This window comes from Cedecea neteri (assembly GCF_000758325.1).
Taxonomy (GTDB): Bacteria; Pseudomonadota; Gammaproteobacteria; order Enterobacterales; family Enterobacteriaceae; genus Cedecea; species Cedecea neteri_B.
On the sequence record NZ_CP009459.1, the window covers coordinates 1,060,981 to 1,084,834 of the forward strand.

Consider the following 23,854-nt stretch of genomic DNA (forward strand, 5'->3'; position numbering starts at 1 on the left):
CCGAAAAGCTGCCGGTTCGACAGTTCTCGACACCCCAGATCTCTTCATGCCACGGCGGACTTTTGCAGCAGCGCCATGGATAGCGGGGTGTTTTGCTGCACGGCCAGATAAAGGCTGTCGTACACCGGGCGGATAAGCTCAAGGTAGTGTTCCAGCACTTTCTCGCGATCGCGGTTGCTGACGGTGTTATCAATCAGCCCGTCATCGTCGATAGTCGCCTTGGCAATCAGCACGTTATCGCTGCCGTCGCGCAGTTCGATGCTGTACTCGATGGTGTGGCTGTTAAAGCCTTCGGCGAGGTTGATTTGAATGACGAAGTGGTCAAATAAGAAGAAGCGCAGGCTTTCGTCCGGGTTGCAGCCCACGGCGTGATGCAGCTTCGCTTTGGATAAGGTGATCCCCTGAATCAGGGTGTTGCCGTAAAGATGCCACTGCGAAAGCAGCCGCTGGTGCCTGTCGGCGATGTACTCGGCTTTTTCGCTCAGTTCCCAAATGTTCATGTTTTGTTCACTCTGTTAGTGCTTGTCCCTCCGTAAGGCACGTTTCGTGCCATGTTTTTAATTAATTGTTTTTAAATGAATTTAAACGATAAAAGTGTCTTGAGTGAGCCGAGTGACATGTCATTTCGTCATCTTTGACTTTGGGCGACGGCACTTTTTACCCTCACCCTAACCCTCTCCCCGGAAGGGAGAGGGGATAAAAACAACAGGGCTGGCTAACCCTTATATTTTTTAAAGAATTCCCCCTCGCCCCTCTGGGGAGAGGGCCGGGGTGAGGGGCAAAGAAAAAGTCTGGCACCGTCCTTGCATTACCAGTCCCAGTTAACCCCGGAGGCCCCATGCACGAAATCACCCTTTGCCAGCGCGCAGTCGAACTTATCGAAAACCATGCCCGCCAGAACAATGCCCGTCGCGTGACCGGCGTCTGGCTGGAGGTCGGCGCCTTCTCGTGCGTGGAAACCAGCGCCCTGGAGTTTTGCTTTGATCTGGTTTGCCGCGGCACCCTGGCGGAAGGCTGCGAACTGCATATCCACCAGCAGGAAGCCGAATGCTGGTGCCATGACTGCCAGCAGTTCGTCACCTTACTGACCCAGCGCGTGAAGTGCTGCCCCAACTGTAGCGGCAGCAACCTGCGCATCGTGGCGAATGACGGCATGCAAATTAAGCGTCTGGAAATCGATCAGGAGATAGCTCATGTGTAGCACTTGCGGTTGCGGTGAAGGCAACCTGTACATTGAAGGGGACGAGCGCAATCCCCACTCAGGCTTTCGCAGCGCCCCGTTTGCCCCGGCGGCACGCCCGCTGCAGCAGATAACCGGCGTCAAGTTTGCCCCAACGGCCGACGAACAGGGCGACCTGCATTACGGCCACGGCGCGGCAGGCACCCACGCACCGGGAATGACCCAGCGTAAGATGCTGGAGATCGAGCTGAACGTACTCGACAAAAATAACCAGCTCGCCGCCCATAACCGCGACCGTTTCGCCAGCCAGAATCAACTGGTGCTGAATCTCGTCTCCAGCCCCGGTTCCGGCAAAACCACCCTGCTCACCGAAACGCTGAAGCGCCTGAATGCCAAAGTGCCGTGCGCGGTTATCGAAGGCGATCAGCAAACGGTGAACGACGCCGCGCGCATCCGCGAAACCGGCACACCGGCCATTCAGGTGAATACCGGGAAAGGCTGCCATCTTGATGCCCGGATGATTCGCGATGCCATGCTGCGCCTGCCGCTTGAGCGCGACGGCGTACTGTTTATCGAAAACGTCGGCAACCTGGTTTGCCCGGCAAGCTTTGATTTAGGCGAACGCCATAAGGTCGCAGTGCTGTCGGTAACGGAAGGCGAAGATAAGCCGCTGAAATACCCGCATATGTTCGCCGCAGCGTCGCTGATGCTGCTGAACAAAATCGACCTGCTGCCGTACCTGCAGTTCGACGTCAGCAAGTGCCTGGCTTTTGCCCGCGAGGTCAATCCGGACATCAAAATTATTCTGGTTTCCGCGACCAGCGGCGAAGGGATGGACGAGTGGCTTAGCTGGCTGGAGGCGGAGCGATGTGCATAGGCATTCCGGGGCAAATTGTTGAGCGCCTGGCCGATGGCAGCGCGAAAGTGGACGTCTGCGGCGTGCAGCGTGACGTGAATTTAACGCTGGTAGGTGACGCCGCCGTGGGGCAATGGGTTTTGGTTCACGTCGGGTTTGCCATGAGCATTATTGACCAAGCCGAGGCGCGGGACACGCTGGATGCCCTGCAAAACATGTTTGAGGTCGAGCCGGACGTCGGCGCGCTGCTTTACGGCGAGGAGAGTCGCTGATGCGCTACGTCGATGAATACCGCGATCCCGACCGCGTGATGCAGCTGATTGAAACGCTGAAATCCCGCGCCCCGCTGCTGAACTACACGGCCAGCCACCCGCTGCGCATCATGGAAGTTTGCGGCGGCCATACCCACGCCATTTTTAAATTCGGTCTCGATCAGCTGCTGCCGGAAAATATCGAGTTTATTCACGGTCCAGGCTGCCCGGTTTGCGTGTTGCCAATGGGGAGAATCGACAGCTGCATTGAGATAGCCAGCCATCCGGAAGTGATTTTCTGCACTTTTGGGGATGCGATGCGCGTGCCGGGTAAAAACGGCTCGCTGATGCAGGCGAAAGCGCGAGGCGCGGACGTCAGGGTGATTTACTCGCCAATCGACGCGTTAACGCTGGCGCGCCAAAATCCGGAGCGAAAAGTGGTGTTCTTTGGCCTCGGCTTTGAAACCACCATGCCCGCCACCGCAATCACGCTTCAACAAGCGAAAGCGCAGGGCATCGATAACTTCTATTTCTTCTGCCAGCACATCACGCTGATCCCAACGCTGCGCAGCCTGCTTTCCCAGCCCGATAACGGCATCGGCGCTTTCCTCGCTCCGGGGCACGTCAGCATGGTGATTGGGACCGAAGCCTATGACTTTATTGCCACTGAGCACCAGCGCCCGCTGGTGGTCGCCGGTTTTGAGCCACTCGATCTACTGCAGGGCGTGCTGATGCTGGTCGAGCAAAAAATTCGGCAGCGCAGCCTGGTCGAAAACCAGTACCGACGCGTCGTGCCGGAAGAAGGCAACCTGCTAGCGCAAAACGCGATAGGCGACGTGTTTACCGTGCGCGGCGAAGCGGAATGGCGCGGCCTGGGCGTGATCGGCGATTCCGGCGTTCAGCTCACCGAAGCCTACCGCCAGTTTGATGCCGAAGATCATTTCCAGCCCAAACCTCAGCAGGTTTACGACGACCCGAAAGCCCGCTGCGGCGACGTGCTGACCGGGCGCTGCAAGCCGCAGCAATGCCCACTGTTCGGCCGCGACTGTAATCCGCAAAACGCCTTCGGCGCGCTGATGGTCTCCTCCGAAGGAGCCTGCGCGGCGTGGTATCAGTACCGTTCTCAGGAGTGTGAAGTATGAAAACCGTTGAGCTGGCCCACGGCAGCGGCGGCCAGGCGATGCAACAGCTGATCGCCAGCCTGTTTATGCGGGCTTTTGATAATCCGTGGCTGGCCGAGCAGGAAGATCAGGCGCGGCTTTCGCTGGCAGAACTTACCGCCAGCGGCGACCGCCTGGCGTTTTCCACCGACAGCTACGTTATCGATCCGCTGTTTTTCCCCGGCGGAGACATCGGCAAGCTGGCCGTGTGCGGCACGGCGAACGACGTCGCGGTAAGCGGGGCTACACCGCGCTGGCTGTCGTGCGGTTTTATCCTTGAAGAAGGCCTGCCGTTTGAAACGCTGGAGCGCGTGGTCACCAGCATGGCGAATGCCGCGCGCTCGGCCAATATCGCCATTGTGACCGGCGACACCAAAGTCGTGCCGCGCGGCGCGGCAGACAAGCTGTTTATCAATACCGCCGGGATAGGCGCTATTCCAGCGGGCGTTAACTGGGGCTCAGCTCAGATCAAAACAGGGGATCTGCTGATTGTGAGCGGTACGCTCGGCGATCACGGCGCAACCATCCTCAACCTGCGCGAGAAGCTGGGTCTGGACGGCGATCTGCAAAGCGATTGCGCGGTGCTGGCACCGATGATCGCCCCGCTGCTGCAAATCCCCGGCGTAAAAGCGCTGCGGGACGCCACGCGTGGCGGGGTAAACGCCGTTCTGCATGAGTTTGCCGACACCAGCGGCTGCGGGATGGAAATCAGCGAAAATAAATTGCCCCTGAACCCGGCGGTGCGCGGCGTCTGCGAGCTGCTTGGGCTGGATGCGTTAAATTTTGCTAATGAAGGCAAGCTGGTTATCGCCGCATCTCCCGAGTCCGCCCCGGCCGTTATTCAGGCGTTACAGCAGCATCCATGCGGCAAACAGTCCGCAATCATAGGCGAGGTGGTGGAGCGAAAAGGGGTGCGCGTAACGGGGCTTTATGGCGTAAAACGCACGCTCGATCTGCCGCATTTTGAACCCTTACCGCGCATTTGTTGACCTGCACCAGTATGCATTCACGCAACGCTGACTAAACTTAAACAATATTTATATTAATTATATTTTTTAGCCCTGCGCCCGCCGCAGGGCATTTCAATGGAAAGCAAAAATGTCATACACGCCGATGAGCGATCTCGGGCAGCAGGGGGTGTTTGATATCACCCGCACGCTGCTCCAGCAGCCCGATCTCAACGAACTCGCCAGCAGCCTGACGCAGCTGGTGAAACAGGGCGCGCTGGCCGATCGCGTTAACATTCTGCTTTACCATCCCCTGCATCAGCGGGTGAGCTTTTATGGCAAGGATAAACACGGCAAGGAACTGCACTACGAAGATGAAATGGCGCTCGCCAACGGCCCGGTGCGCCGCATATTGTCGCGCCCGGAGGCGCTGATTTGCAGCCAGCAAGAGTTCGATGAAACCTGGCCGCAAATGGCGGACCTCGACCTGTACGCCCCTTTTGGTCGCTACTGCCTTTTACCGCTGGCCTCCGAAGGAAAAATCTTTGGCGGCTGCGAATTTATCCGCAATCAGGCGGATGCCTGGACGGAAAAAGAGCTGAACCGGCTTTATACCCTGGCGCAAATTGTCGGCCTGGTGACCGAGCAAATCCAGACCCGGCTCAATTCGAGCCACGATCACCAGTTATTGTGCCGGGAACGCGACGATTTTCGCATTCTGGTGGCCGTCACCAACGCGGTATTGTCGAAGCTGGACCTGGACGAACTGATAAGCGAGATTGCCCGGGAAATTCACTATCACTTCGCCATTGATTCCATCAGCATCGTGCTGAAAAGCAGCCGCAAGTCGCGACTCACGCTCTACTCCACTCATTTTGTCGATGAAGCCTCGCCGATTCACGATCAAAGCGATGTGCTTGAAGAAGGCACCCTGTCAGAACGCGTCTTTAAAAGCGGCGAAATGCTGCTGCTCAACCTTTGCCCTGGCGACAAACTGGCACCGTATGAGCGGATGTTGCTGGAGATGTGGGACAACAAACCGCAGACGCTTTGCCTGCTGCCGCTGAAGTTCGGCCCCAATATGCTGGGCGTCCTGAAGCTCGCCAAATGCAGCGAGCAGGGCTTTACGCCAGCCAACCTCAAGCTGCTGCGCCAGATTGCCGAACGTATTGCCATCGCGGTGGATAACGCCCTCGCCTATCAGGAAATCAACCGCCTGAAAGAGAATCTGGTGGATGAAAACCTCTACCTCACCGAGCAGATTAATAACGTCGACAGCGATTTTGGCGAAATTATCGGGCGCGGCGAAGCGATGTCAATTGTGCTTAAGCAGGTGGAGATGGTGGCCAGCAGCGACAGCACCGTGCTGATCCTCGGCGAGACCGGCACCGGTAAAGAGCTGATTGCCCGGGCGATCCATAACCTGAGCGAGCGCAACAGCCGCCGGATGGTGAAGATCAACTGTGCTGCGATGCCTGCCGGGCTGCTGGAGAGCGACCTGTTCGGCCACGAGCGCGGGGCGTTTACCGGGGCGAACAATCAGCGCATCGGCCGCTTTGAGCTGGCGGATAAAAGCTCGCTGTTCCTCGACGAAGTGGGCGATATGCCGCTTGAGCTGCAGCCCAAGCTGCTGCGCGTGCTGCAGGAGCAAGAGTTCGAGCGCCTCGGCAGCAATAAGGTTCAGGAAGTGGACGTGCGCCTGATCGCCGCCACTAACCGCAACCTGAAAGAGATGGTCGCCGACCGGGAATTCCGCAGCGATCTGTATTACCGGCTGAACGTGTTTCCTATCACGCTGCCGCCGCTGCGCGAACGCCCGGAGGATATCCCGCTGCTGGTGAAATCCTTCACCTTTAAAATCGCCCGCCACCTGAACCGCAACATCGACAGTATTCCGGCAGAAACACTGCGCGCGCTAAGCCGCATGGAGTGGCCGGGCAACGTGCGCGAGCTGGAAAACGTGATTGAGCGGGCGGTGTTACTCACCCGGGGCAGCGTGCTGCATCTTTCCCTGCCGGAAATGGATCACCGCCCTCCCCTGGAACGCCATCTTTCTCCGGCTGTGGAAGAGGAGAGGCGTGAAGATGAGGACGAGTACCAGCGCATCCTGCGCGTGCTGAAAGAGGCTAACGGCGTGGTGGCAGGGCCTCGAGGCGCTGCCCAGCGCCTGGGGCTGAAGCGCACCACGTTACTTTCGCGGATGAAGCGCCTGGGGATTGATAAAGACGCGCTTTAGCCGGAAACTGGGCATAACCCTACATTTTTTGTCTGGAACCTGAATCATGGCGATTATCCCCAAGAACTATACGCGGCTGGAAAGCGGCTACCGCGAAAAGGCGCTGAAGCTTTTCCCGTGGGTGTGCGGGCGCTGCTCCCGCGAGTTTGTCTATTCCAACCTGCGTGAACTGACCGTTCACCATATGGACCACGATCACACCAATAACCCGGAAGATGGCAGCAACTGGGAGCTTTTATGCCTTTATTGCCACGATCATGAGCATTCGAAATACACCGAGGCCGACCAGTACGGCTCCACGGTGATTGCCGGGGAAGACGCGCAAAAGGACGTGGGTGAAGCCACCTACAATCCGTTTGCCGACCTCAAAGCGATGCTGAACAAGAAAAAGTAAGCGTCATCCGCTTAGAGGGATATCACGTCCCTCTAAGCGAAATCATTTCGCCTTTCCCCTTCATTTTTTCCAGACGCTGCCGATAACTTAGACAAGCATTCACTCCGTACGGTTGGATTCTCAGGCCGGGTTATCACTTGAGGTTAAAATGGATAGTTTTCAGAAAGATATCGATGAAAGGGCCAACCTGGCGTTATCCAACAAGTTCGAGCTGCTGCTGTTTCGCTTAGGGACCAGCCAGCACGACAGCAAGTCCGAGCTGTACGGCATCAACGTTTTTAAACTGCGTGAAATTGTGCCAATGCCGAAGATTAACCGTGCCGCAGGCATGGAATCGCCGCTGCTGGGCATGGCTAACATTCGCGACCAGATTATCCCCGTTATCGATCTGCCTGCAGTCACCGGCTGCACGCCGACCACCGGCCTGAATTTATTACTGATCACCGAATATGCCCGCAGCACCCAGGCGTTTGCCGTGGAGTCCGTGGAGAACATTATTCGCCTCGACTGGAGCCAGGTGCACGCCGCCGAAGCCGGGGTCAGCAGCCGCAATATCACCAGCATCGCCAATATTGACGACCCGCTAACCGGCAAAGACCTGGCGCTGGTGCTGGACGTGGAGCAGATCCTCTATGACATTATCCCGTCCGGGAGAGATGTGAATATTGCGGCGATCGAAGAGAAGACCTATACCCTGAAGCCGGGCGCGGTGGCTATCGTCGCCGAGGACTCCAAAGTTGCGCGCTCAATGCTGGAGCAGGGCCTGAAGGGGATGGGCATTCCGGCCATCATGCACGCGACCGGCCTGGAAGCCTGGGAAAAAATCAAGCTTATCGCCGCCGATGCCAAAGCGTCCGGCACGCCGATCACCGACAAAATCGGCCTGGTGCTGACCGACATCGAGATGCCGGAGATGGACGGTTTTACCCTGACCCGCAACATTAAGACCGAGCCTTCGCTGAAGCACATTCCGGTGGTGATCCACTCCTCGCTGTCCGGCAGCGCCAACGAAGATCACGTCCGTAAAGTCGGTGCCAACGGTTATGTCGCCAAGTTTGACGTCGCCGAACTTTCCTCCGTTATCCACAAAGCACTGGAAGACGCCGCTACGCGCTAAGAGATTAGAAAAGGCCCGAAGCCGGGCCTTGTTTTCTATTTGAGCCAGAACGCTTCTTTAAGCTAATACTCACGATAGCCATCACCGCCAGTTATCCCCTCTTCGTATCTTCGCGTCACGACCGGGTAACAATTCGCCGTTACTCTGAAAAAAGGCTTTTTACCCGCTGCGTTATAGCCGTAAGCCGTGGTTTCATGAAGAAAAGTTATAACCACACGCTAAGTACGGCATTGATAAACATTTTCAATATCATTTAATTAACTATAATGAACCGACTGATTACGCGGCGTTAACAGCATTACAGCCGCTCTACGTTAATGGAGACGATGAATATGAGCTATACACTGCCATCCCTGCCTTACGCTTACGACGCGCTGGAACCGCATTTCGACAAAGAAACCATGGAAATCCACCACAGCAAACACCACCAGGCTTATGTCAACAACGCGAACGCCGCGCTGGAATCCCTGCCTGAGTTTGCCAGCCTGTCTGCTGAAGAACTGATCGCTAAACTGGATCAGCTGCCTGCGGATAAGAAAACCGTGCTGCGTAACAACGCCGGCGGCCACGCTAACCACAGCTTCTTCTGGAAAGGCCTGAAAAAAGGCACCGAGCTGAAAGGTGACCTGAAAGCCGCTATCGAGCGCGATTTCGGCAGCGTTGACGCGTTCAAAGCTGAGTTCGAAAAAGCAGCTGCTACTCGTTTCGGCTCCGGCTGGGCGTGGCTGGTACTGAAAGGCGACAAACTGGCTGTAGTCTCTACTGCAAACCAGGACAGCCCGCTGATGGGCGAAGCTATCTCCGGCGCTTCCGGCTTCCCGATTGTGGGCCTGGACGTTTGGGAACACGCTTACTACCTGAAATTCCAGAACCGTCGCCCGGACTACGCGAAAGAGTTCTGGAACGTGGTTAACTGGGACGAAGCAGCAGCACGTTTCGCCGCTAAAAAATAAGGTTGCAATACGACCTTAGAGAAGCGAGCCTGATGGCTCGCTTTTTTTATGTCTATTTCGCAGGGAGTCGCTTATGCATCGCTATCCGCTTCAGGTTTACGTTGGCCAGACCCGTGATTACGAAGGGAGTCGGCCCAGCGCCATCGCCAAGGTTCAGGTGGACGGTGAACTTCGCCTGACTGAGCTTGGGCTGGAGGGCGACGAGCAGGCGGAGAAGGTGATTCACGGCGGGCCGGACAGGGCGCTGTGCCACTATCCACGTGAGCATTATCAGCACTGGGCGCAACTCTTCCCGGAGAAAGCGGAGCTGTTTAACGCCCCGGCCTTCGGCGAAAACCTGTCCACGGAAGGGATGACGGAAAAGAACGTCTGTATGGGCGATATTTACCGTTGGGGTGAAGCGCTGATTCAGGTGACTCAGCCTCGATCGCCCTGCTTTAAGCTGAACTACCATTTTGGCGTAGAGGATATGGCCACGCGGATGCAGGAAGCGGGCTACTGCGGCTGGCTTTATCGCGTGATTCTGGCGGGGAATGTTTCCGCCGATGCACCGCTGGAACTGGTCTCCCGCGTTAGCGACGTGACGGTGGCAGAAGCTATCGCCATTGCCTGGCATATGCCGTTTGATGATTCGCAATATCATCGGCTTTTGTCTGCAGCAGGACTGTCGGTAAGCTGGAGTAGAACGATGCAGAAACGGCGGATTTCAGGGAAGATCGAGGATAATTCGCGGCGTTTGTTCGGGAAGTAACGGCCCCTCACCCCGGCCCTCTCCCCAAAGGGGAGAGGGGGGAAAGAGATCATTTACTCTTTCGGATCTTTACCCGCCAGCAGCTTGTCCAGTTCATCGCCGCCCACGTGACGGAAATCCTGCCCCTTCACGAAGTAGAAGATGTATTCGCAGATGTTCTGGCAGCGGTCACCGATACGCTCGATAGAGCGGGCGCAGAACAGCGCGGTCAGCACGCTTGGAATGGTACGGGAGTCTTCCATCATGTAGGTCATCAGCTGGCGCACGATACCTTCATATTCCTGGTCAACTTTCTTGTCTTCGCGGTAGATACGCACCGCTTCGTCCAGATCCATACGCGCGAAAGCGTCCAGCACGTCGTGCAGCATCTGCACGGTGTGGCGCCCCAGCGATTCCAGGCTGACCAGCAGCGGCTGGTGCTGCTGGGAGAATTTTTCCAGCGCAGTACGGCAGATTTTATCCGCTACGTCACCAATACGTTCCAGCTCAGCAATGGTTTTGATGATCGCCATCACCAGACGCAGGTCGCTGGCGGTCGGCTGGCGTTTGGCAATGATGCGCACGCAGGCTTCATCGATCGCCACTTCCATCATGTTGACCTTCTGGTCACCGGCGATGACGCGCTTCGCCAGCTCGCTGTCCTGGTTGTGCATCGCGGTGATCGCGTCGGAGAGCTGCTGTTCCACCAGCCCGCCCATCGTCATCACCTGAGTACGGATGTACTCCAGCTCGGCGTTGAACTGGCCAGAAATGTGTTTGTTTAAGTTGAGGTTGTCCATCGCGCTCTCCAAATCAACCGTAGCGGCCAGTAATGTAATCTTCGGTTTGTTTCTTCGCTGGCGTAGTAAACAGCGTATCGGTTTCGCTGAATTCGATCAGCTCGCCGAGGTACATAAACGCCGTGTGGTCAGAACAACGCGCCGCCTGCTGCATGTTGTGGGTCACGATCACTACGGTATAGTCTTCTTTCAGCTCGGTGATCAGCTCTTCGATACGCCCGGTGGAGATCGGGTCAAGCGCGGAACACGGCTCATCCAGCAGCAGAACTTCCGGGCGGATCGCGATGCCGCGAGCGATGCACAGACGCTGCTGCTGACCACCGGAGAGGCTGTAGCCACTCTGGTGCAGTTTATCTTTAGTTTCGTTCCACAGCGCGGCTTTGGTCAATGCCCACTGCACGCGTTCATCCATGTCGCTGCGGGACAGCTTTTCAAACAGACGCACGCCAAAAGCGATGTTGTCGTAGATGGACATCGGGAACGGCGTCGGCTTCTGGAAAACCATGCCAACTTTGGCACGCAGCAGGGCGATGTCCTGGCTCTGGGTGAGAATATTTTCCCCATCCAGCAGGATTTCACCTTCTGCACGCTGCTCAGGGTAGAGCGAGTACATTTTGTTAAAGGTACGCAGCAGGGTGGATTTACCACAGCCTGACGGCCCAATGAAGGCGGTAACCTGGTTTTTCGCAATATCCAGATTGATGTTCTTCAGCGCGTGGAACTTACCGTAGTAGAAGTTCAGATCGCGAACCTGGATTTTGCCTGGGGCTAAATCAACCTTACTCATCTGTGTCTTAATCTCCGTCCGGCGCCGCGAGGGCCGCGCCGTAAAATTTAACCGTGTTTACTCTTCGAGAAAATCACGCGCGCCAGAATGTTCAACAGCAGCACGCAGAGGGTAATGATCAGCACCCCTGCCCAGGCCAGCTGTTGCCATTCGGCAAACGGGCTCATAGCAAATTTGAAAATGGTCACCGGCAGGTTGGCGATAGGCTGCATCATGTCCGTGCTCCAGAACTGGTTGGAGAGGGAGGTGAAGAGCAGCGGTGCGGTTTCGCCAGCGATACGGGCAATCGCCAGCAGCACGCCGGTGATAATCCCGGAGACGGACGCTTTCAGCGTAATCGCGGAGATCATCTTCCATTTTGGTGTTCCCAGTGCGTAAGCCGCTTCGCGCAGGCTGTCCGGCACCAGTTTCAGCATGTTTTCGGTGGTACGAATAACGATAGGCACCTGCAGCAGCGCCAGCGCAATCACGCCCGCCCAGCCGGAGAAGTGTTCCATTTTCGCTACCACAATGGTGTAAACGAACAGGCCAACCACAATCGACGGCGCGGACAGAAGAATGTCGTTAATAAAACGAATCACTTCGGCCAGGGCGGATTTACGGCCATATTCGGCCAGATAAATCCCGGCCATGATGCCCAGCGGCGTACCGATAACAGTCGCCCACAGGATCAGCAGGCCGCTGCCCGCCAGGGCGTTCGCCAGACCGCCGCCCGCGGTATTTGGCGGAGGTGTCATTTCGGTAAACAGCGCCAGCGACATGCCGTCGATGCCGCGGGTCACCGTGGAAAACAGGATCCACACCAGCCAGAACAGACCGAACACCATGGTCGCCATAGAGAGCGTCAGGGCGATGCGGTTTTTCATGCGGCGACGCGCCTGCATTTTGCGGCGTGATTCGGCCAGCGCCGCGCTGCTTTGCATTTCCATCGTGGTCATGAGCGAGCCCCTTCGTTTTTCGCCAGGCGCATAATCATGAACTTAGAGATAGCCAGTACGATAAAGGTAATCACAAACAGAATTAAGCCAAGCTCCATCAGCGCGGCGGTATGCAGGCCAGATTCTGCTTCGGCAAATTCGTTCGCCAGCGCAGAGGTAATACTGTTGCCCGGCATATACAGCGAAGCGCTGTCGAGCTGGTAGGTGTTACCGATGATAAAGGTCACCGCCATGGTTTCACCCAGCGCACGCCCGAGGCCAAGCATCACGCCGCCAATCACGCCATTTTTGGTGAACGGCAGCACGATGCGCCAGATCACTTCCCAGGTGGTGCAGCCGATGCCGTAGGCGGATTCTTTCATCATTACCGGCGTTTGTTCGAAAACATCGCGCATCACGGAGGCGATGTACGGGATGATCATGATGGCAAGGATCACACCAGCGGCAAGAATACCGATCCCAAACGCAGGGCCAGAGAACAGCGCGCCAACGATAGGCACGGCAGAAAGCACGTTGCCTACAGGTTCCTGGAAGTAAGTCGCGAACAGGGGAGCAAAGATAAACAGGCCCCACATGCCGTACACGATACTTGGAATGGCCGCCAGCAGTTCAATGGCGATACCCAGCGGGCGCTTCAGCCAGCCAGGCGCAAGTTCTGTCAGGAACAGAGCGATACCAAAGCTCACCGGGACCGCAATCAGCAGTGCGATAAACGAGGTTACGAGGGTTCCGTAAATCGGCACCAGTGCGCCGAAGACTTCATTAGGGGCATCCCACTCTTTGGACCAGAGGAAAGAGAAGCCAAACTTCTCAATGCTCGGCAGCGAGGAGATAAACAGCGAGATGATAATCCCACCCAGCAGAAATAGCACAATCAGCGCAGCCAGTCTTACCAGCGCACTGAAAATTACATCGCCTTGTTTGCCAGGGGCTTTAAACGTCGGCTTAGTCACAGCCATAGCGTACTCTTTGTGGTTGCTGAATAAACCGGGGTAACATACCTGTTACCCCAGATTTTTGCACTTAGTACAGCGCCTTACCGGAGCTGTCTTTTACATTGGTCTTCCATGCAGCGCGAACTTGCTCAACCACAGAGGCCGGCAGCGTTGCGTAATCCAGGGCGTTAGCTTCTTTCGCGCCAGATTTGTATGCCCAGTCAAAGAACTTCAGCACTTCTGCGCCCTGCTCTGGGTTTTTCTGCTCTTTGTGAACCAGGATGAAAGTGGTGGAGGTGATTGGCCATGCTTCGTCACCTTTCTGGTTGGTCAGATCCTGTGCGAAGGATTTGCTCCAGTCAGCGCCTTTAGCCGCGTTAGCAAAGTTTGCTTCGGTCGGGCTTACTGGCTTACCGTCAGCGGACAGCAGCTTGGTGTAAGTCAGGTTGTTCTGCTTAGCGTAAGCGTATTCCACGTAGCCGATAGAGCCAGGCAGACGCTGTACGAAGGCCGCGATGCCGTCGTTACCTTTACCGCCCAGACCGGTTGGCCAGTTAACGGTAGAGCCTGCGCCAATTTTAGATTTCCACTCTTCGTTCACTTTAGACAGGTAGCTGGTGAACACGAAGGAAGTACCGGAGCCGTCAGCACGACGAACAACAGCGATGTTCTGATCCGGCAGTTTGTGGCCTGGGTTCAGCTTAGCAATCGCCGGGTCGTTCCATTTTTTGATGGTGCCCAGGTAGATATCGCCCAGGGTTTTGCCGTCCAGAACCAGCTCGCCAGACTTGAAGCCAGGCAGGTTAACAGCCAGCACCACGCCACCGATTACGGTAGGGAACTGGAACAGGCCTTCTTGCTGTAATTTGTCATCCGCCAGAGGGGCGTCAGAAGCGCCGAAGTCAACGGTGTTAGCAATGATTTGCTTCACGCCGCCGGAGGAACCGATACCCTGATAGTTAACCTTGTTACCAGTTTCTTTCTGGTAGGTATCTGCCCACTTGGCATACACCGGCGCAGGGAAAGTTGCACCAGCACCAGTCAGGCTTGCAGCTGCAAACGCAGTAGAAGCGCTCAGAGATAAGGTCGCGGCGACAACAGTTGCGACAGTGGTACGCATAACGTTCATAATGTCTCCTGCCAGATGTTCGTAAATTGTTGTTTAATTAAATACAGGGTAGAAAATAGGACAGTTTGGTGACAGTTAAATGTACGAATTATGACGGTTTTATGACAATGCGTTTTGGATCATAAAAAAACATATAACCCTATGTTTTTTAAAAGCATCGTTAAAATAGGTTTGTTTAAAAAAGGATATGAACAATGAAAGTTTATCTGTCTGTATTATGTACGATATCACTCATTATGACAGCCTCTTCCGTCCATGCCAGTGCCGTTGAGGCTAGAAATACGGACTCTTTCACCTCCTCGCTCGCCGCCTTTTCCGGGGCAAGTACCCTCGTCCCAACATCCATCAATGAAAGCACGCTTATCGAGATGAAGAATCGCCTGGAAAAGCTACAGTCAAATTACGACGGTAGCGTCAGGAAAATGGATGAACAGGAACGCAAGCTGGATGAGATGAAAAACAAAATGTCCCAGATGGAAGCAAAAGCCAGCGAGCAACAGTCAAAAATGGACAGCCTGAAGCGGGATAACGAACAACTTGCGCGGCAAGTGAGCGACCTGAGTCAAAAAATCAAATAACGAAAAAAGCCCTCCAGCCGAGCTGAGGGGCTTCTCTCTTTCGCCACGACAGCCTATCCGGAAAGACTACAGCACATCTCTGTCCAGCTCGGGCATCATCACCACACTTTCCTGTTCATTAGGATCGGTACGTGAAATAACAACCACGGCGGGTTCATCCGTGTTGTTGTAGGGTAAGTGTGGCGTGTCCATCGGGATGTAGAGGAAACTTCCGGCGGGAAGCTCAAGGAAATGCTCTAATTCGTCGCCGTAAAGCACCGATGAGGTACCGCTCAGAGCATAAATCGCCGTTTCATGATGCTCATGCTTGTGCGCTTTGGCCTGCGAATGCGGGGGAATGGTCGCCAGCTGCATATGGATATGCTGCGAATCGACGGCTTCCCTGGAAACGCCGACTTGATAAGAAAGCCCCTGCTTGCCTACGTAGACTGGCTGCGGCTTGACCAGCCGACAGTGTGGTTTGTTTGCCGACATTTGATGTTTCCCGCTTAGAAATAAAAAGACCCTGCAAACTCGCCATTCGCAGGGTCTGACACGATGGCTAATCCAGTTAACCGGATTAGCCTCGTTTATAGCATTATTGATCTGGCGAGAAGCGGCTTTTCCATACGCTAATCACAACTGATTAGTGACAAAAAATTACTCAACAGTGACCGATTTCGCCAGGTTACGCGGCTGGTCCACGTCGGTGCCTTTGATCAGCGCCACGTGGTAGGACAGCAGCTGCAGCGGCACGGTGTAGAAGATAGGCGCAATAACCTCTTCCACATGCGGCATCTCGATGATGTGCATGTTGTCGCTGCTGGTAAAGCCGGCGTCACGGTCGGCGAATACATACAACTGGCCGCCGCGGGCACGAACTTCTTCGATGTTGGATTTCAGTTTTTCCAACAGCTCGTTATTCGGTGCCACAACGATGACCGGCATATCGGCGTCGATCAGCGCCAGCGGGCCGTGCTTCAGCTCACCGGCCGCATAGGCTTCGGCGTGAATATAGGAGATCTCTTTCAGCTTCAGCGCACCTTCCATGGCGATCGGGTACTGATCGCCACGGCCAAGGAACAGCGCATGATGTTTGTCAGAGAAATCTTCCGCCAGCTGCTCAATGCGTTTGTCCTGGGACAGCATCTGTTCGATACGGCTTGGCAGCGCCTGCAGGCCGTGCACGATATCATGCTCAAGCTGTGCGTCAGCGCCTTTCAGGCGGCTCAGCTTAGCCACCAGCATCAGCAGAACGGTCAGTTGGGTGGTAAACGCTTTGGTTGAGGCCACGCCGATTTCCGTTCCGGCGTTGGTCATCAGCGCCAGGTCAGACTCACGCACCAGAGAAGAGCCTGCCACGTTACAAATAGCCAGTGAACCGAGATAGCCCAGCTCTTTGGAAAGGCGCAGCGCCGCCAGGGTGTCCGCCGTTTCGCCAGACTGGGAAAGGGTGATCATCAGGCTGTTGCGGCGCACGGCAGATTTACGGTAGCGGAATTCAGAGGCGATTTCGACATCACAAGGCACGCCGGCCAGCGCTTCGAACCAGTAGCGGGAAACCATGCCCGAGTTATAGGACGTACCGCAGGCTACGATTTGAATATGCTCAACCTGAGAAAGCATTTCGTTGGCTTTTGGCCCCAGCTCCGTCAAATCCACTTCACCGTGGCTGATACGCCCGGCCAGGGTGTTTTTGATGGCGTTCGGCTGCTCGTAGATTTCTTTCTGCATGTAATGGCGGTAAATGCCTTTGTCGCCAGCGTCATACTGCAGGTTAGATTCGATGTCCGGGCGCTGAACCTGTTCGCCTTTGGTATCAAAAACAATCACCGCGCGGCGCGTCACTTCGGCGATATCGCCCTCTTCAAGGAAGATGAAGCGGCGGGTCACCGGCAGCAATGCCAGTTGGTCAGAAGCGATAAAGTTTTCACCCATGCCCAGACCGATAACCATCGGGCTACCGGAGCGCGCGGCCAGCAGCACTTCCGGGTTACGGGTATCCATGATTACTGTCCCGTAAGCGCCGCGAAGCTGAGGAATGGTGCGAAGGACCGCTTCGCGCAGTGTTCCGCCCTGCTCCAGCTCCCAGTGCACCAGGTGAGCAATAACTTCGGTATCCGTCTGGGAAACAAACGTGTAGCCGCGAGACTGCAGTGCTTCACGCAGCGGCTCGTGGTTTTCGATAATGCCGTTGTGTACCACCACAATGTGGTCGGAGACATGTGGGTGAGCATTAATTTCTGAAGGTTCGCCGTGCGTTGCCCAACGGGTATGGGCAATCCCGGTGCCGCCATGCAGAGCGGTTTCTTCTGCCGCTTCTGCGAGCTTCTGTACTTTACCCAGACGACGCAGACGGGTCATCTGACCTTTCTCGTCAACAACCGCCAGACCCGCCGAGTCGTACCCACGGTATTCCAGACGACGTAGTCCTTCGAGAAGGATTTCAGCGATATCACGTTGCGCCACTGCGCCAACAATTCCACACATAATTTTTAAGTCCTAAGAATGGCGTTAGCCATGTGTTGTCGCTGACCTGTTTATTCCGGTTTTTCCGGAGCCCCGAGCCTTGTAGAGAGTGGGGTTATTTTTATGGTTACTGCCTTTGGGTGGAGCGTTTTCAAGAACGACCCTCACCCCAGCCCTCTCCCTGGAAGGGAGAGGGAGGAAATCTGTGTTTGGTTCAGCTCCCTGCTCCTTTGAGAGGAAGGGAAAGCCATCTCAGTCCACTGCCCTCTCTCTTTGGGGAGAGGGTTAGGGTGAGGGGAAATTACTTTTTCTTCACCGGACGCTGCCAGCCCTGAATGTGTTTCTGTTTTACGCGGCTGATCACCAGTTCATTTTCAGCAATGTCGCGCGTCACTGTCGTCCCGGCACCAATTGTGACACCGCTGGCCACGGTGACCGGTGCCACAAGCTGAGAATCAGAGCCAACAAATACGTCATCACCAATAATAGTTTTATGTTTGTTCGCGCCATCGTAGTTACAGGTAATCGTGCCCGCACCAATGTTCACGTTGTCGCCAATTTCGGCATCACCCAGATAGCTCAGGTGTCCGGCTTTAGAACCTTTGCCCAGACGCGCTTTTTTCATTTCCACGAAATTACCGACGTGAGCGCCTTCCGCCAGTTCCGCGCCAGGGCGCAGCCGGGCAAATGGCCCGATGGTACAGGCGGCTTCAAGCGTCGCATCTTCAACCACCGTATACGGGCTGATTTCGCAGTCATCGCCGATAATCGCGTTTTTAATCACACAGCCGGTCCCGATCTTCACGCGGTTGCCCAGCGTAACGCGACCTTCCACAATGACATTAGTATCGATTTCAATATCGCGCCCGTGCGTTAATTCACCGCGCAGATCGAACCGGGCCGGATCGCGCAGCATGACGCCCGCCAGCAGCAGCTTATCGGCCTGCTCAGTTTGGTATACGCGTTCCAGACGAGAAAGCTGCAGGCGGTTATTCACGCCTTCGACTTCACTCAGGCGATCGGGATGAACGGCGGCGATTTCGCGGCCTTCACCATGAGCCAGGGCAATAATGTCCGTAATGTAGAACTCGCCCTGAGCGTTGTTGTTATCCAGCTTACCGAGCCAGCGCTTCAGATCTGCGCCGTTAGCCACCAGGATACCGGTGTTGATTTCGTTGATTTTGCGCTGCTCTTCGCTGGCGTCTTTATGCTCAACGATGCCAACAACCTTGCCATTTTCTCGCGCAATGCGGCCATAGCCGGTAGGGTCATCGAGCTTAACGGTGAGTAAACCAATACCGCCCTGCGGTTTAGCTTCACGCAGGCGCTGTAACGTCTCAACGGAGATCAGCGGCACATCGCCGTACAGCATCAAAATGTCTTCGTCATCGGCAAAAAACGGGGCCGCCATCTGCATTGCATGTCCGGTTCCCAGTTGCTCCGCCTGTAGCACCCAGTTAAGCGAGCCGTCATTCAGGGTTTGCTTTAACAGATCGCCGCCGTGGCCATAAACCAGGTTCACCCGCTGGGCGCCTAATTTATTGGCGGCGTCAATGACATGCTGAACCATTGGCTTTCCAGCCAGCGTGTGCAGCACCTTCGGAAGATCTGAGTACATGCGGGTTCCTTTGCCGGCGGCAAGGATAACCACGCTCATTGCGCTGTTTGACATACGTGTCCTGAATTTATTTAGTGTGTGAAGTAAAGCGATTTAGCCTTGAAAATTCTACATATTTTGCACCAAAAAATACGTTGCTGCTAATTTAACCACCTTGACATTGCCTGCGTCTTTTATAGCAGTAATCACGGCAGAATCCATGAGAATTAAGGCCGAAATAGGAGCTAAACACCTCGAGAAAACCGCTATCTAGCTGGTTTTATGGTTATTTTGAGCATGGAATAAAGCTGTGGAATAAAAAAATGCCAGTCAGGTTTCCCGGACTGGCATTTGTCTTTTCAAGCAGGTAGTTACATCGCTTTTTTGGTTAACTCGATAACGCGCAGTTTGGCGATCGCTTTAGCCAGTTCAGCAGAAGCCTGAGCGTAATCCACGTCACCATGGGAGCTGTGCATGTGCTCTTCAGCTTTGCGTTTCGCTTCCAGGGCACGCGCTTCGTCGAGATCCTGACCGCGAATCGCGGTGTCCGCCAGGACGGTTACGTTACCCGGCTGAACTTCCAGAACACCACCGGACAGGTAGATAAACTCTTCATGTCCGTGCTGTTTAACGATGCGAATCATACCAGGCTTAATGGCGGTGAGCAGCGGGGCGTGACCAGGGTAGATACCCAGCTCACCTTCGCTACCCGTTACCTGGATCTTCTCGACCAGACCGGAGAACATTTGCTGCTCCGCGCTGACGACGTCCAGGTGGTAAGTCATAGCCATGTCACCCTCCGATTAGGCGTTAAAGTTTTTTCGCTTTCTCAACGGCTTCGTCGATGGAGCCAACCATGTAGAACGCCTGCTCTGGCAGATGGTCGTATTCGCCGTCCATGATGCCTTTAAAGCCACGGATGGTATCTTTCAGCGAAACGTATTTGCCTGGAGAACCGGTAAAGACTTCTGCTACGAAGAATGGCTGAGACAGGAAGCGCTGGATCTTACGCGCACGTGCTACAACCAGTTTGTCTTCTTCGGACAGTTCGTCCATACCCAGAATCGCGATGATGTCTTTCAGTTCCTGGTAACGCTGCAGGATAGACTGAACGCCACGCGCGGTGTCGTAGTGCTCCTGACCAACAACCAGTGGATCCAGCTGACGGCTGGTGGAGTCCAGCGGGTCAACTGCCGGGTAAATACCCAGAGATGCGATCTGGCGGCTCAGCGTAACGGTTGAGTCCAGGTGCGCAAAGGTGGTCGCCGGAGACGGGTCAGTCAAGTCATCCGCAGGAACGTAAACGGCCTGTACGGAGGTGATAGAACCGGTCTTGGTGGAGGTAATACGCTCCTGAAGAACACCCATCTCTTCTGCCAGCGTAGGCTGATAACCTACCGCAGAAGGCATACGACCCAGCAGTGCAGATACTTCTGTACCGGCCAGGGTATAACGGTAGATGTTATCTACGAACAGCAGAACGTCGCGGCCTTCGTCACGGAATTTTTCCGCGATGGTCAGACCGGTCAGCGCTACGCGCAGACGGTTACCTGGTGGCTCGTTCATCTGGCCGTAAACCAGTGCTACTTTATCCAGAACGTTGGAGTCGGTCATTTCGTGGTAGAAGTCGTTACCCTCACGAGTACGCTCACCCACGCCCGCAAACACGGAATAACCGGAGTGCTCGATCGCGATGTTACGGATCAGCTCCATCATGTTTACGGTTTTACCTACGCCCGCACCACCGAACAGACCAACTTTACCGCCCTTAGCGAACGGACAAATCAGGTCGATAACTTTGATGCCGGTTTCCAGCAGTTCCTGAGAGCTGGACAGCTCTTCGTAGGAAGGTGCTGCACGGTGAATTGCCCAACGGTCTTCTTCGCCGATGTCGCCTTTCATGTCGATTGGCTGACCCAGCACGTTCATGATACGGCCCAGGGTCGCTTTACCTACCGGGACTTCGATCGGGTGCTCGAGGTCATTGACTTGCAGACCGCGACGCAGACCGTCGGAGGAACCCATTGCGATGGTACGCACGATACCGCCGCCGAGCTGCTGCTGAACTTCCAGCACCAGCTTCTCATTGTTGTTCTGTACCTCAAGCGCGTCATAAACGCGCGGTACGCCGTCCTGAGGGAACTCGACGTCCACCACGGCGCCGATTACCTGGACAATCTTTCCAGTAGCCATCTTGAATCCTCTACGTAATTCGTTTACCCGTCATATTTCAATTTGCAGATGCGTTGACTGCCTTCCCTCACCTCAGTCACTTACTGAAGTAAGCTCTTGAGGATTTGCTCAGTTGCCGCCTTTCTGCAAACCGAACTATTTAGGGTAATAAACCTGGTTTAAACCGCGGACGCACCACCGACGATTTCGGTAAGTTCCTGAGTAATGCTGGCCTGACGAGCTTTGTTGTATACCAACCGCAGCTCTTTAATCAGGCTGCCGCCGTTATCGGTTGCGGCTTTCATCGCCACCATACGTGCGGCCTGCTCGCTGGCCAGGTTTTCTACGACGCCCTGATAAACCTGAGACTCAACATAACGACGCAGCAGGGTGTCCAGCAGCGCTTTCGGGTCCGGTTCGTACAGGTAGTCCCAGGATTTACGCTTCAGATCCTCATCTTCTGATGCCGGTAACGGCAGCAGCTGAGTGATGGTCGGAACCTGAGACATGGTGTTAACAAATTTGTTGCTTACAACGTACAGCTTGTCCAGACGACCTTCGTCGTAGGCCTGCAGCATCACTTTCACCGGGCCGATCAGTTCAGACAGGGAAGGGGTATCTCCCATGCCGGTAACCTGAGCAACCACGTTGCCGCCAACGGAGTTGAAGAAAGAAACGCCTTTGGAGCCGATCATCGCGAGTTCGCTCTGAACGCCCTTATCGGACCACTCTTTCATATCCGCCAGCACTTTTTTGAACAGGTTAATGTTCAAACCGCCGCACAAACCACGATCGGTCGACACCACCAGGTAGCCCACGCGCTTAACGTCGCGTTCTTCCAGGTATGGGTGCTTATATTCCAGATTACCGTTAGCAAGGTGACCAATCACTTTGCGCATGGTATCTGCATAAGGACGGCTGGCCGCCATGCGATCCTGCGATTTACGCATTTTGGAAGCGGCGACCATCTCCATCGCTTTGGTGATCTTCTGCGTGTTCTGGACGCTTGCGATCTTACTACGTATCTCTTTTGCGCCGGCCATGAGCTTCTCCTCAATGCCTTGCGGCTTGCCCTAGAGCAAGCCGCCAGACGTTACCAGGACTGGGTTGCTTTAAAGGAGTCGAGGATGCCTTTCAGCTTGCCTTCGATCTCGTCGTTATAGCCACCGGTCTGGTTAATTTCTTGCATCAGCGGAGCGTGATCACGGTCAGCGTAGGCCAGCAGAGCGGCTTCGAAGCTACCGATTTTCGCCAGTTCCACATCTTCGAGGTAACCGCGTTCAGCCGCGAACAGCACCAGGCCCTGTTGTGCAACAGACATTGGGGCATACTGTTTCTGTTTCAGCAGCTCGGTCACTTTCTGACCGTGGCTCAGCTGTTTACGGGTGGCTTCATCCAGATCGGATGCGAACTGAGAGAACGCAGCCAGTTCACGATACTGTGCCAGAGCGGTACGGATACCACCGGACAGTTTCTTGATGATCTTGGTCTGAGCAGCACCACCAACACGAGATACCGAAATACCTGGGTTAACCGCCGGACGAATACCGGAGTTAAACAGGTTGGTCTCCAGGAAGATCTGACCATCAGTAATCGAAATTACGTTGGTTGGAACGAACGCAGAAACGTCACCCGCCTGGGTTTCGATGATCGGCAGAGCGGTCAGGGAGCCGGTTTTACCTTTAACTTCACCTTTGGTGAAAGCTTCCACGTATTCCGCGTTAACACGGGATGCGCGCTCCAGCAGACGGGAGTGGAGGTAGAACACGTCGCCCGGGAACGCTTCACGACCTGGTGGACGACGAAGCAGCAGGGAAACCTGACGATAAGCAACAGCCTGTTTAGACAGGTCATCGTATACGATCAGCGCATCTTCACCGCGGTCACGGAAGTATTCGCCCATTGCGCAACCAGCATATGGTGCCAGGTATTGCAGTGCAGCGGATTCAGAAGCAGTTGCCACAACAACGATGGTGTTGGACAGTGCACCGTGCTCTTCCAGTTTACGAACCACGTTAGAAATGGTGGACGCTTTCTGGCCGATAGCCACGTACACACATTTAATACCGGAGTCACGCTGGTTGATGATGGCATCGATTGCCATCGCGGTTTTACCGGTCTGACGGTCACCGATGATCAGCTCACGCTGGCCACGGCCGATTGGAATCATCGCATCGACGGATTTATAACCGGTCTGAACCGGCTGGTCGACGGACTGACGCTCGATTACGCCTGGCGCGATAACTTCGATTGGCGAGAAGCCATCGTTATCAACCGGACCTTTACCGTCGATTGGTGCACCCAGGGTGTTCACCACGCGACCCAGCAGGCCACGGCCAACCGGTACTTCCAGAATACGGCCAGTACACTTAACCTTCATGCCTTCGGCAAGGTCAGCGTATGGACCCATCACTACAGCACCTACGGAGTCGCGCTCCAGGTTCAGTGCGATAGCGTAACGGTTACCCGGCAGGGAAATCATCTCACCCTGCATACAATCGGCCAGGCCGTGAACGCGGATAATACCGTCACTTACAGAAACAATTGTACCTTCGTTATGAGCTTCGCTCACAACATTGAACTGAGCAATGCGCTGCTTGATCAGTTCGCTGATTTCGGTGGAATTCAGTTGCATGCTCCAGTCCC

Annotated in this window: 24 protein-coding genes; 11 read left to right on the forward strand and 13 right to left on the reverse strand. The window is 55.2% G+C overall.

Annotated elements, in window-relative coordinates; genetic code table 11:
* Positions 1 to 44: 44 nt before the first annotated feature.
* A complete protein-coding gene (gene hycA, locus LH86_RS04995) occupies positions 45 to 500 on the reverse strand; it encodes a formate hydrogenlyase regulator HycA (protein WP_039298962.1) in 456 nt (151 codons plus the stop codon).
* A 338-nt stretch (positions 501 to 838) separates the two neighbouring features.
* Here hycA and hypA point away from each other — a divergent pair, with 338 nt between their 5' ends.
* The 10 genes from hypA (at position 839) to yiiM (ending at position 9,845) form a co-directional block, all read left to right on the forward strand.
* Positions 839 to 1,201 (forward strand): hydrogenase maturation nickel metallochaperone HypA, encoded by a 363-nt coding sequence (gene hypA, locus LH86_RS05000; protein ID WP_039298966.1) that lies wholly within the window; start codon positions 839 to 841, stop codon positions 1,199 to 1,201.
* The gene (hypB, locus tag LH86_RS05005) at positions 1,194 to 2,057 is read left to right on the forward strand and encodes a hydrogenase nickel incorporation protein HypB (protein WP_039298969.1); all 864 of its coding nucleotides are present in this window, start codon (positions 1,194 to 1,196) and stop codon (positions 2,055 to 2,057) included. The genes hypA and hypB overlap by 8 nt, the downstream gene beginning before the upstream one ends.
* Positions 2,048 to 2,308 (forward strand): HypC/HybG/HupF family hydrogenase formation chaperone, encoded by a 261-nt coding sequence (locus LH86_RS05010; protein ID WP_039298972.1) that lies wholly within the window; start codon positions 2,048 to 2,050, stop codon positions 2,306 to 2,308. The genes hypB and LH86_RS05010 overlap by 10 nt, the downstream gene beginning before the upstream one ends.
* Positions 2,308 to 3,429, forward strand: coding sequence for a hydrogenase formation protein HypD (hypD, locus tag LH86_RS05015; RefSeq protein ID WP_039298975.1), 1,122 nt, complete (start codon positions 2,308 to 2,310; stop codon positions 3,427 to 3,429). The genes LH86_RS05010 and hypD overlap by 1 nt, the downstream gene beginning before the upstream one ends.
* Positions 3,426 to 4,436: a hydrogenase expression/formation protein HypE gene (gene hypE, locus LH86_RS05020; RefSeq protein WP_039298979.1), complete on the forward strand. Its 1,011-nt coding sequence runs from the start codon at positions 3,426 to 3,428 to the stop codon at positions 4,434 to 4,436. The genes hypD and hypE overlap by 4 nt, the downstream gene beginning before the upstream one ends.
* A 109-nt stretch (positions 4,437 to 4,545) precedes the next feature.
* On the forward strand, positions 4,546 to 6,630 hold the full coding sequence (flhA, locus tag LH86_RS05025) for a formate hydrogenlyase transcriptional activator FlhA (protein WP_039298982.1): 2,085 nt from the start codon (positions 4,546 to 4,548) through the stop codon (positions 6,628 to 6,630).
* 46 nt (positions 6,631 to 6,676) lie between these two features.
* A complete protein-coding gene (gene yajD / locus LH86_RS05030; protein ID WP_008457693.1) occupies positions 6,677 to 7,024 on the forward strand; it encodes an HNH nuclease YajD in 348 nt (115 codons plus the stop codon).
* Between the two features lie 148 nt (positions 7,025 to 7,172).
* The gene (locus LH86_RS05035; RefSeq protein ID WP_039298985.1) at positions 7,173 to 8,141 is read left to right on the forward strand and encodes a chemotaxis protein; all 969 of its coding nucleotides are present in this window, start codon (positions 7,173 to 7,175) and stop codon (positions 8,139 to 8,141) included.
* Between the two features lie 332 nt (positions 8,142 to 8,473).
* Positions 8,474 to 9,094, forward strand: coding sequence for a superoxide dismutase [Mn] (gene sodA / locus LH86_RS05040; protein WP_008457716.1), 621 nt, complete (start codon positions 8,474 to 8,476; stop codon positions 9,092 to 9,094).
* Positions 9,095 to 9,167: 73 nt separating this feature from the next.
* Positions 9,168 to 9,845, forward strand: a complete 678-nt coding sequence (gene yiiM / locus LH86_RS05045) for a 6-hydroxyaminopurine reductase (RefSeq protein WP_039298988.1) — start codon at positions 9,168 to 9,170, stop codon at positions 9,843 to 9,845.
* Between the two features lie 53 nt (positions 9,846 to 9,898).
* Here yiiM and phoU read toward each other — a convergent pair whose 3' ends face one another.
* From phoU to pstS, 5 genes are all read right to left on the reverse strand, one after another.
* Entirely contained in the window at positions 9,899 to 10,624 is a 726-nt protein-coding gene (gene phoU / locus LH86_RS05050) for a phosphate signaling complex protein PhoU (RefSeq protein WP_008457720.1), read from the reverse strand.
* A gap of 13 nt (positions 10,625 to 10,637) precedes the next feature.
* Positions 10,638 to 11,411, reverse strand: a complete 774-nt coding sequence (gene pstB, locus LH86_RS05055; protein ID WP_008457722.1) for a phosphate ABC transporter ATP-binding protein PstB — start codon at positions 11,409 to 11,411, stop codon at positions 10,638 to 10,640.
* A gap of 47 nt (positions 11,412 to 11,458) precedes the next feature.
* Entirely contained in the window at positions 11,459 to 12,349 is an 891-nt protein-coding gene (gene pstA / locus LH86_RS05060; protein WP_008457724.1) for a phosphate ABC transporter permease PstA, read from the reverse strand.
* Positions 12,346 to 13,308 (reverse strand): phosphate ABC transporter permease PstC, encoded by a 963-nt coding sequence (gene pstC, locus LH86_RS05065; protein ID WP_008457726.1) that lies wholly within the window; start codon positions 13,306 to 13,308, stop codon positions 12,346 to 12,348. Before pstC ends, pstA begins: the two co-directional genes overlap by 4 nt.
* 64 nt (positions 13,309 to 13,372) lie before the next feature.
* On the reverse strand, positions 13,373 to 14,413 hold the full coding sequence (gene pstS / locus LH86_RS05070) for a phosphate ABC transporter substrate-binding protein PstS (RefSeq protein ID WP_008457728.1): 1,041 nt from the start codon (positions 14,411 to 14,413) through the stop codon (positions 13,373 to 13,375).
* A 194-nt stretch (positions 14,414 to 14,607) separates the two neighbouring features.
* On the opposite strand from pstS, the gene LH86_RS05075 reads away from it, so the two are divergent.
* Positions 14,608 to 14,991 carry a hypothetical protein gene (locus tag LH86_RS05075; RefSeq protein WP_039298991.1) on the forward strand — a complete coding sequence of 128 codons (384 nt, stop codon included), beginning with the start codon at positions 14,608 to 14,610 and terminating at the stop codon, positions 14,989 to 14,991.
* A 66-nt stretch (positions 14,992 to 15,057) separates the two neighbouring features.
* On the opposite strand, the gene LH86_RS05080 is transcribed toward LH86_RS05075, so the two are convergent.
* The 7 genes from LH86_RS05080 to atpA all read right to left on the reverse strand — a co-directional run bounded on the left by LH86_RS05080 (position 15,058) and on the right by atpA (position 23,843).
* Positions 15,058 to 15,465 carry a cupin domain-containing protein gene (locus LH86_RS05080; RefSeq protein WP_039289087.1) on the reverse strand — a complete coding sequence of 136 codons (408 nt, stop codon included), beginning with the start codon at positions 15,463 to 15,465 and terminating at the stop codon, positions 15,058 to 15,060.
* Positions 15,466 to 15,630: 165 nt separating this feature from the next.
* Complete coding sequence (gene glmS, locus LH86_RS05085) at positions 15,631 to 17,460, reverse strand: glutamine--fructose-6-phosphate transaminase (isomerizing) (RefSeq protein ID WP_039298995.1); 1,830 nt, start codon at positions 17,458 to 17,460, stop codon at positions 15,631 to 15,633.
* A gap of 280 nt (positions 17,461 to 17,740) precedes the next feature.
* Positions 17,741 to 19,111 (reverse strand): bifunctional UDP-N-acetylglucosamine diphosphorylase/glucosamine-1-phosphate N-acetyltransferase GlmU, encoded by a 1,371-nt coding sequence (gene glmU / locus LH86_RS05090; RefSeq protein ID WP_039298998.1) that lies wholly within the window; start codon positions 19,109 to 19,111, stop codon positions 17,741 to 17,743.
* 296 nt (positions 19,112 to 19,407) lie between these two features.
* Positions 19,408 to 19,827: a F0F1 ATP synthase subunit epsilon gene (locus tag LH86_RS05095; protein WP_008457739.1), complete on the reverse strand. Its 420-nt coding sequence runs from the start codon at positions 19,825 to 19,827 to the stop codon at positions 19,408 to 19,410.
* Positions 19,828 to 19,846: 19 nt separating this feature from the next.
* Positions 19,847 to 21,229, reverse strand: a complete 1,383-nt coding sequence (gene atpD / locus LH86_RS05100; RefSeq protein WP_008457741.1) for a F0F1 ATP synthase subunit beta — start codon at positions 21,227 to 21,229, stop codon at positions 19,847 to 19,849.
* A 158-nt stretch (positions 21,230 to 21,387) separates the two neighbouring features.
* Entirely contained in the window at positions 21,388 to 22,251 is an 864-nt protein-coding gene (gene atpG / locus LH86_RS05105; RefSeq protein WP_008457744.1) for a F0F1 ATP synthase subunit gamma, read from the reverse strand.
* A gap of 50 nt (positions 22,252 to 22,301) precedes the next feature.
* Positions 22,302 to 23,843, reverse strand: a complete 1,542-nt coding sequence (gene atpA, locus LH86_RS05110; RefSeq protein ID WP_008457747.1) for a F0F1 ATP synthase subunit alpha — start codon at positions 23,841 to 23,843, stop codon at positions 22,302 to 22,304.
* Positions 23,844 to 23,854 lie beyond the last annotated feature (11 nt).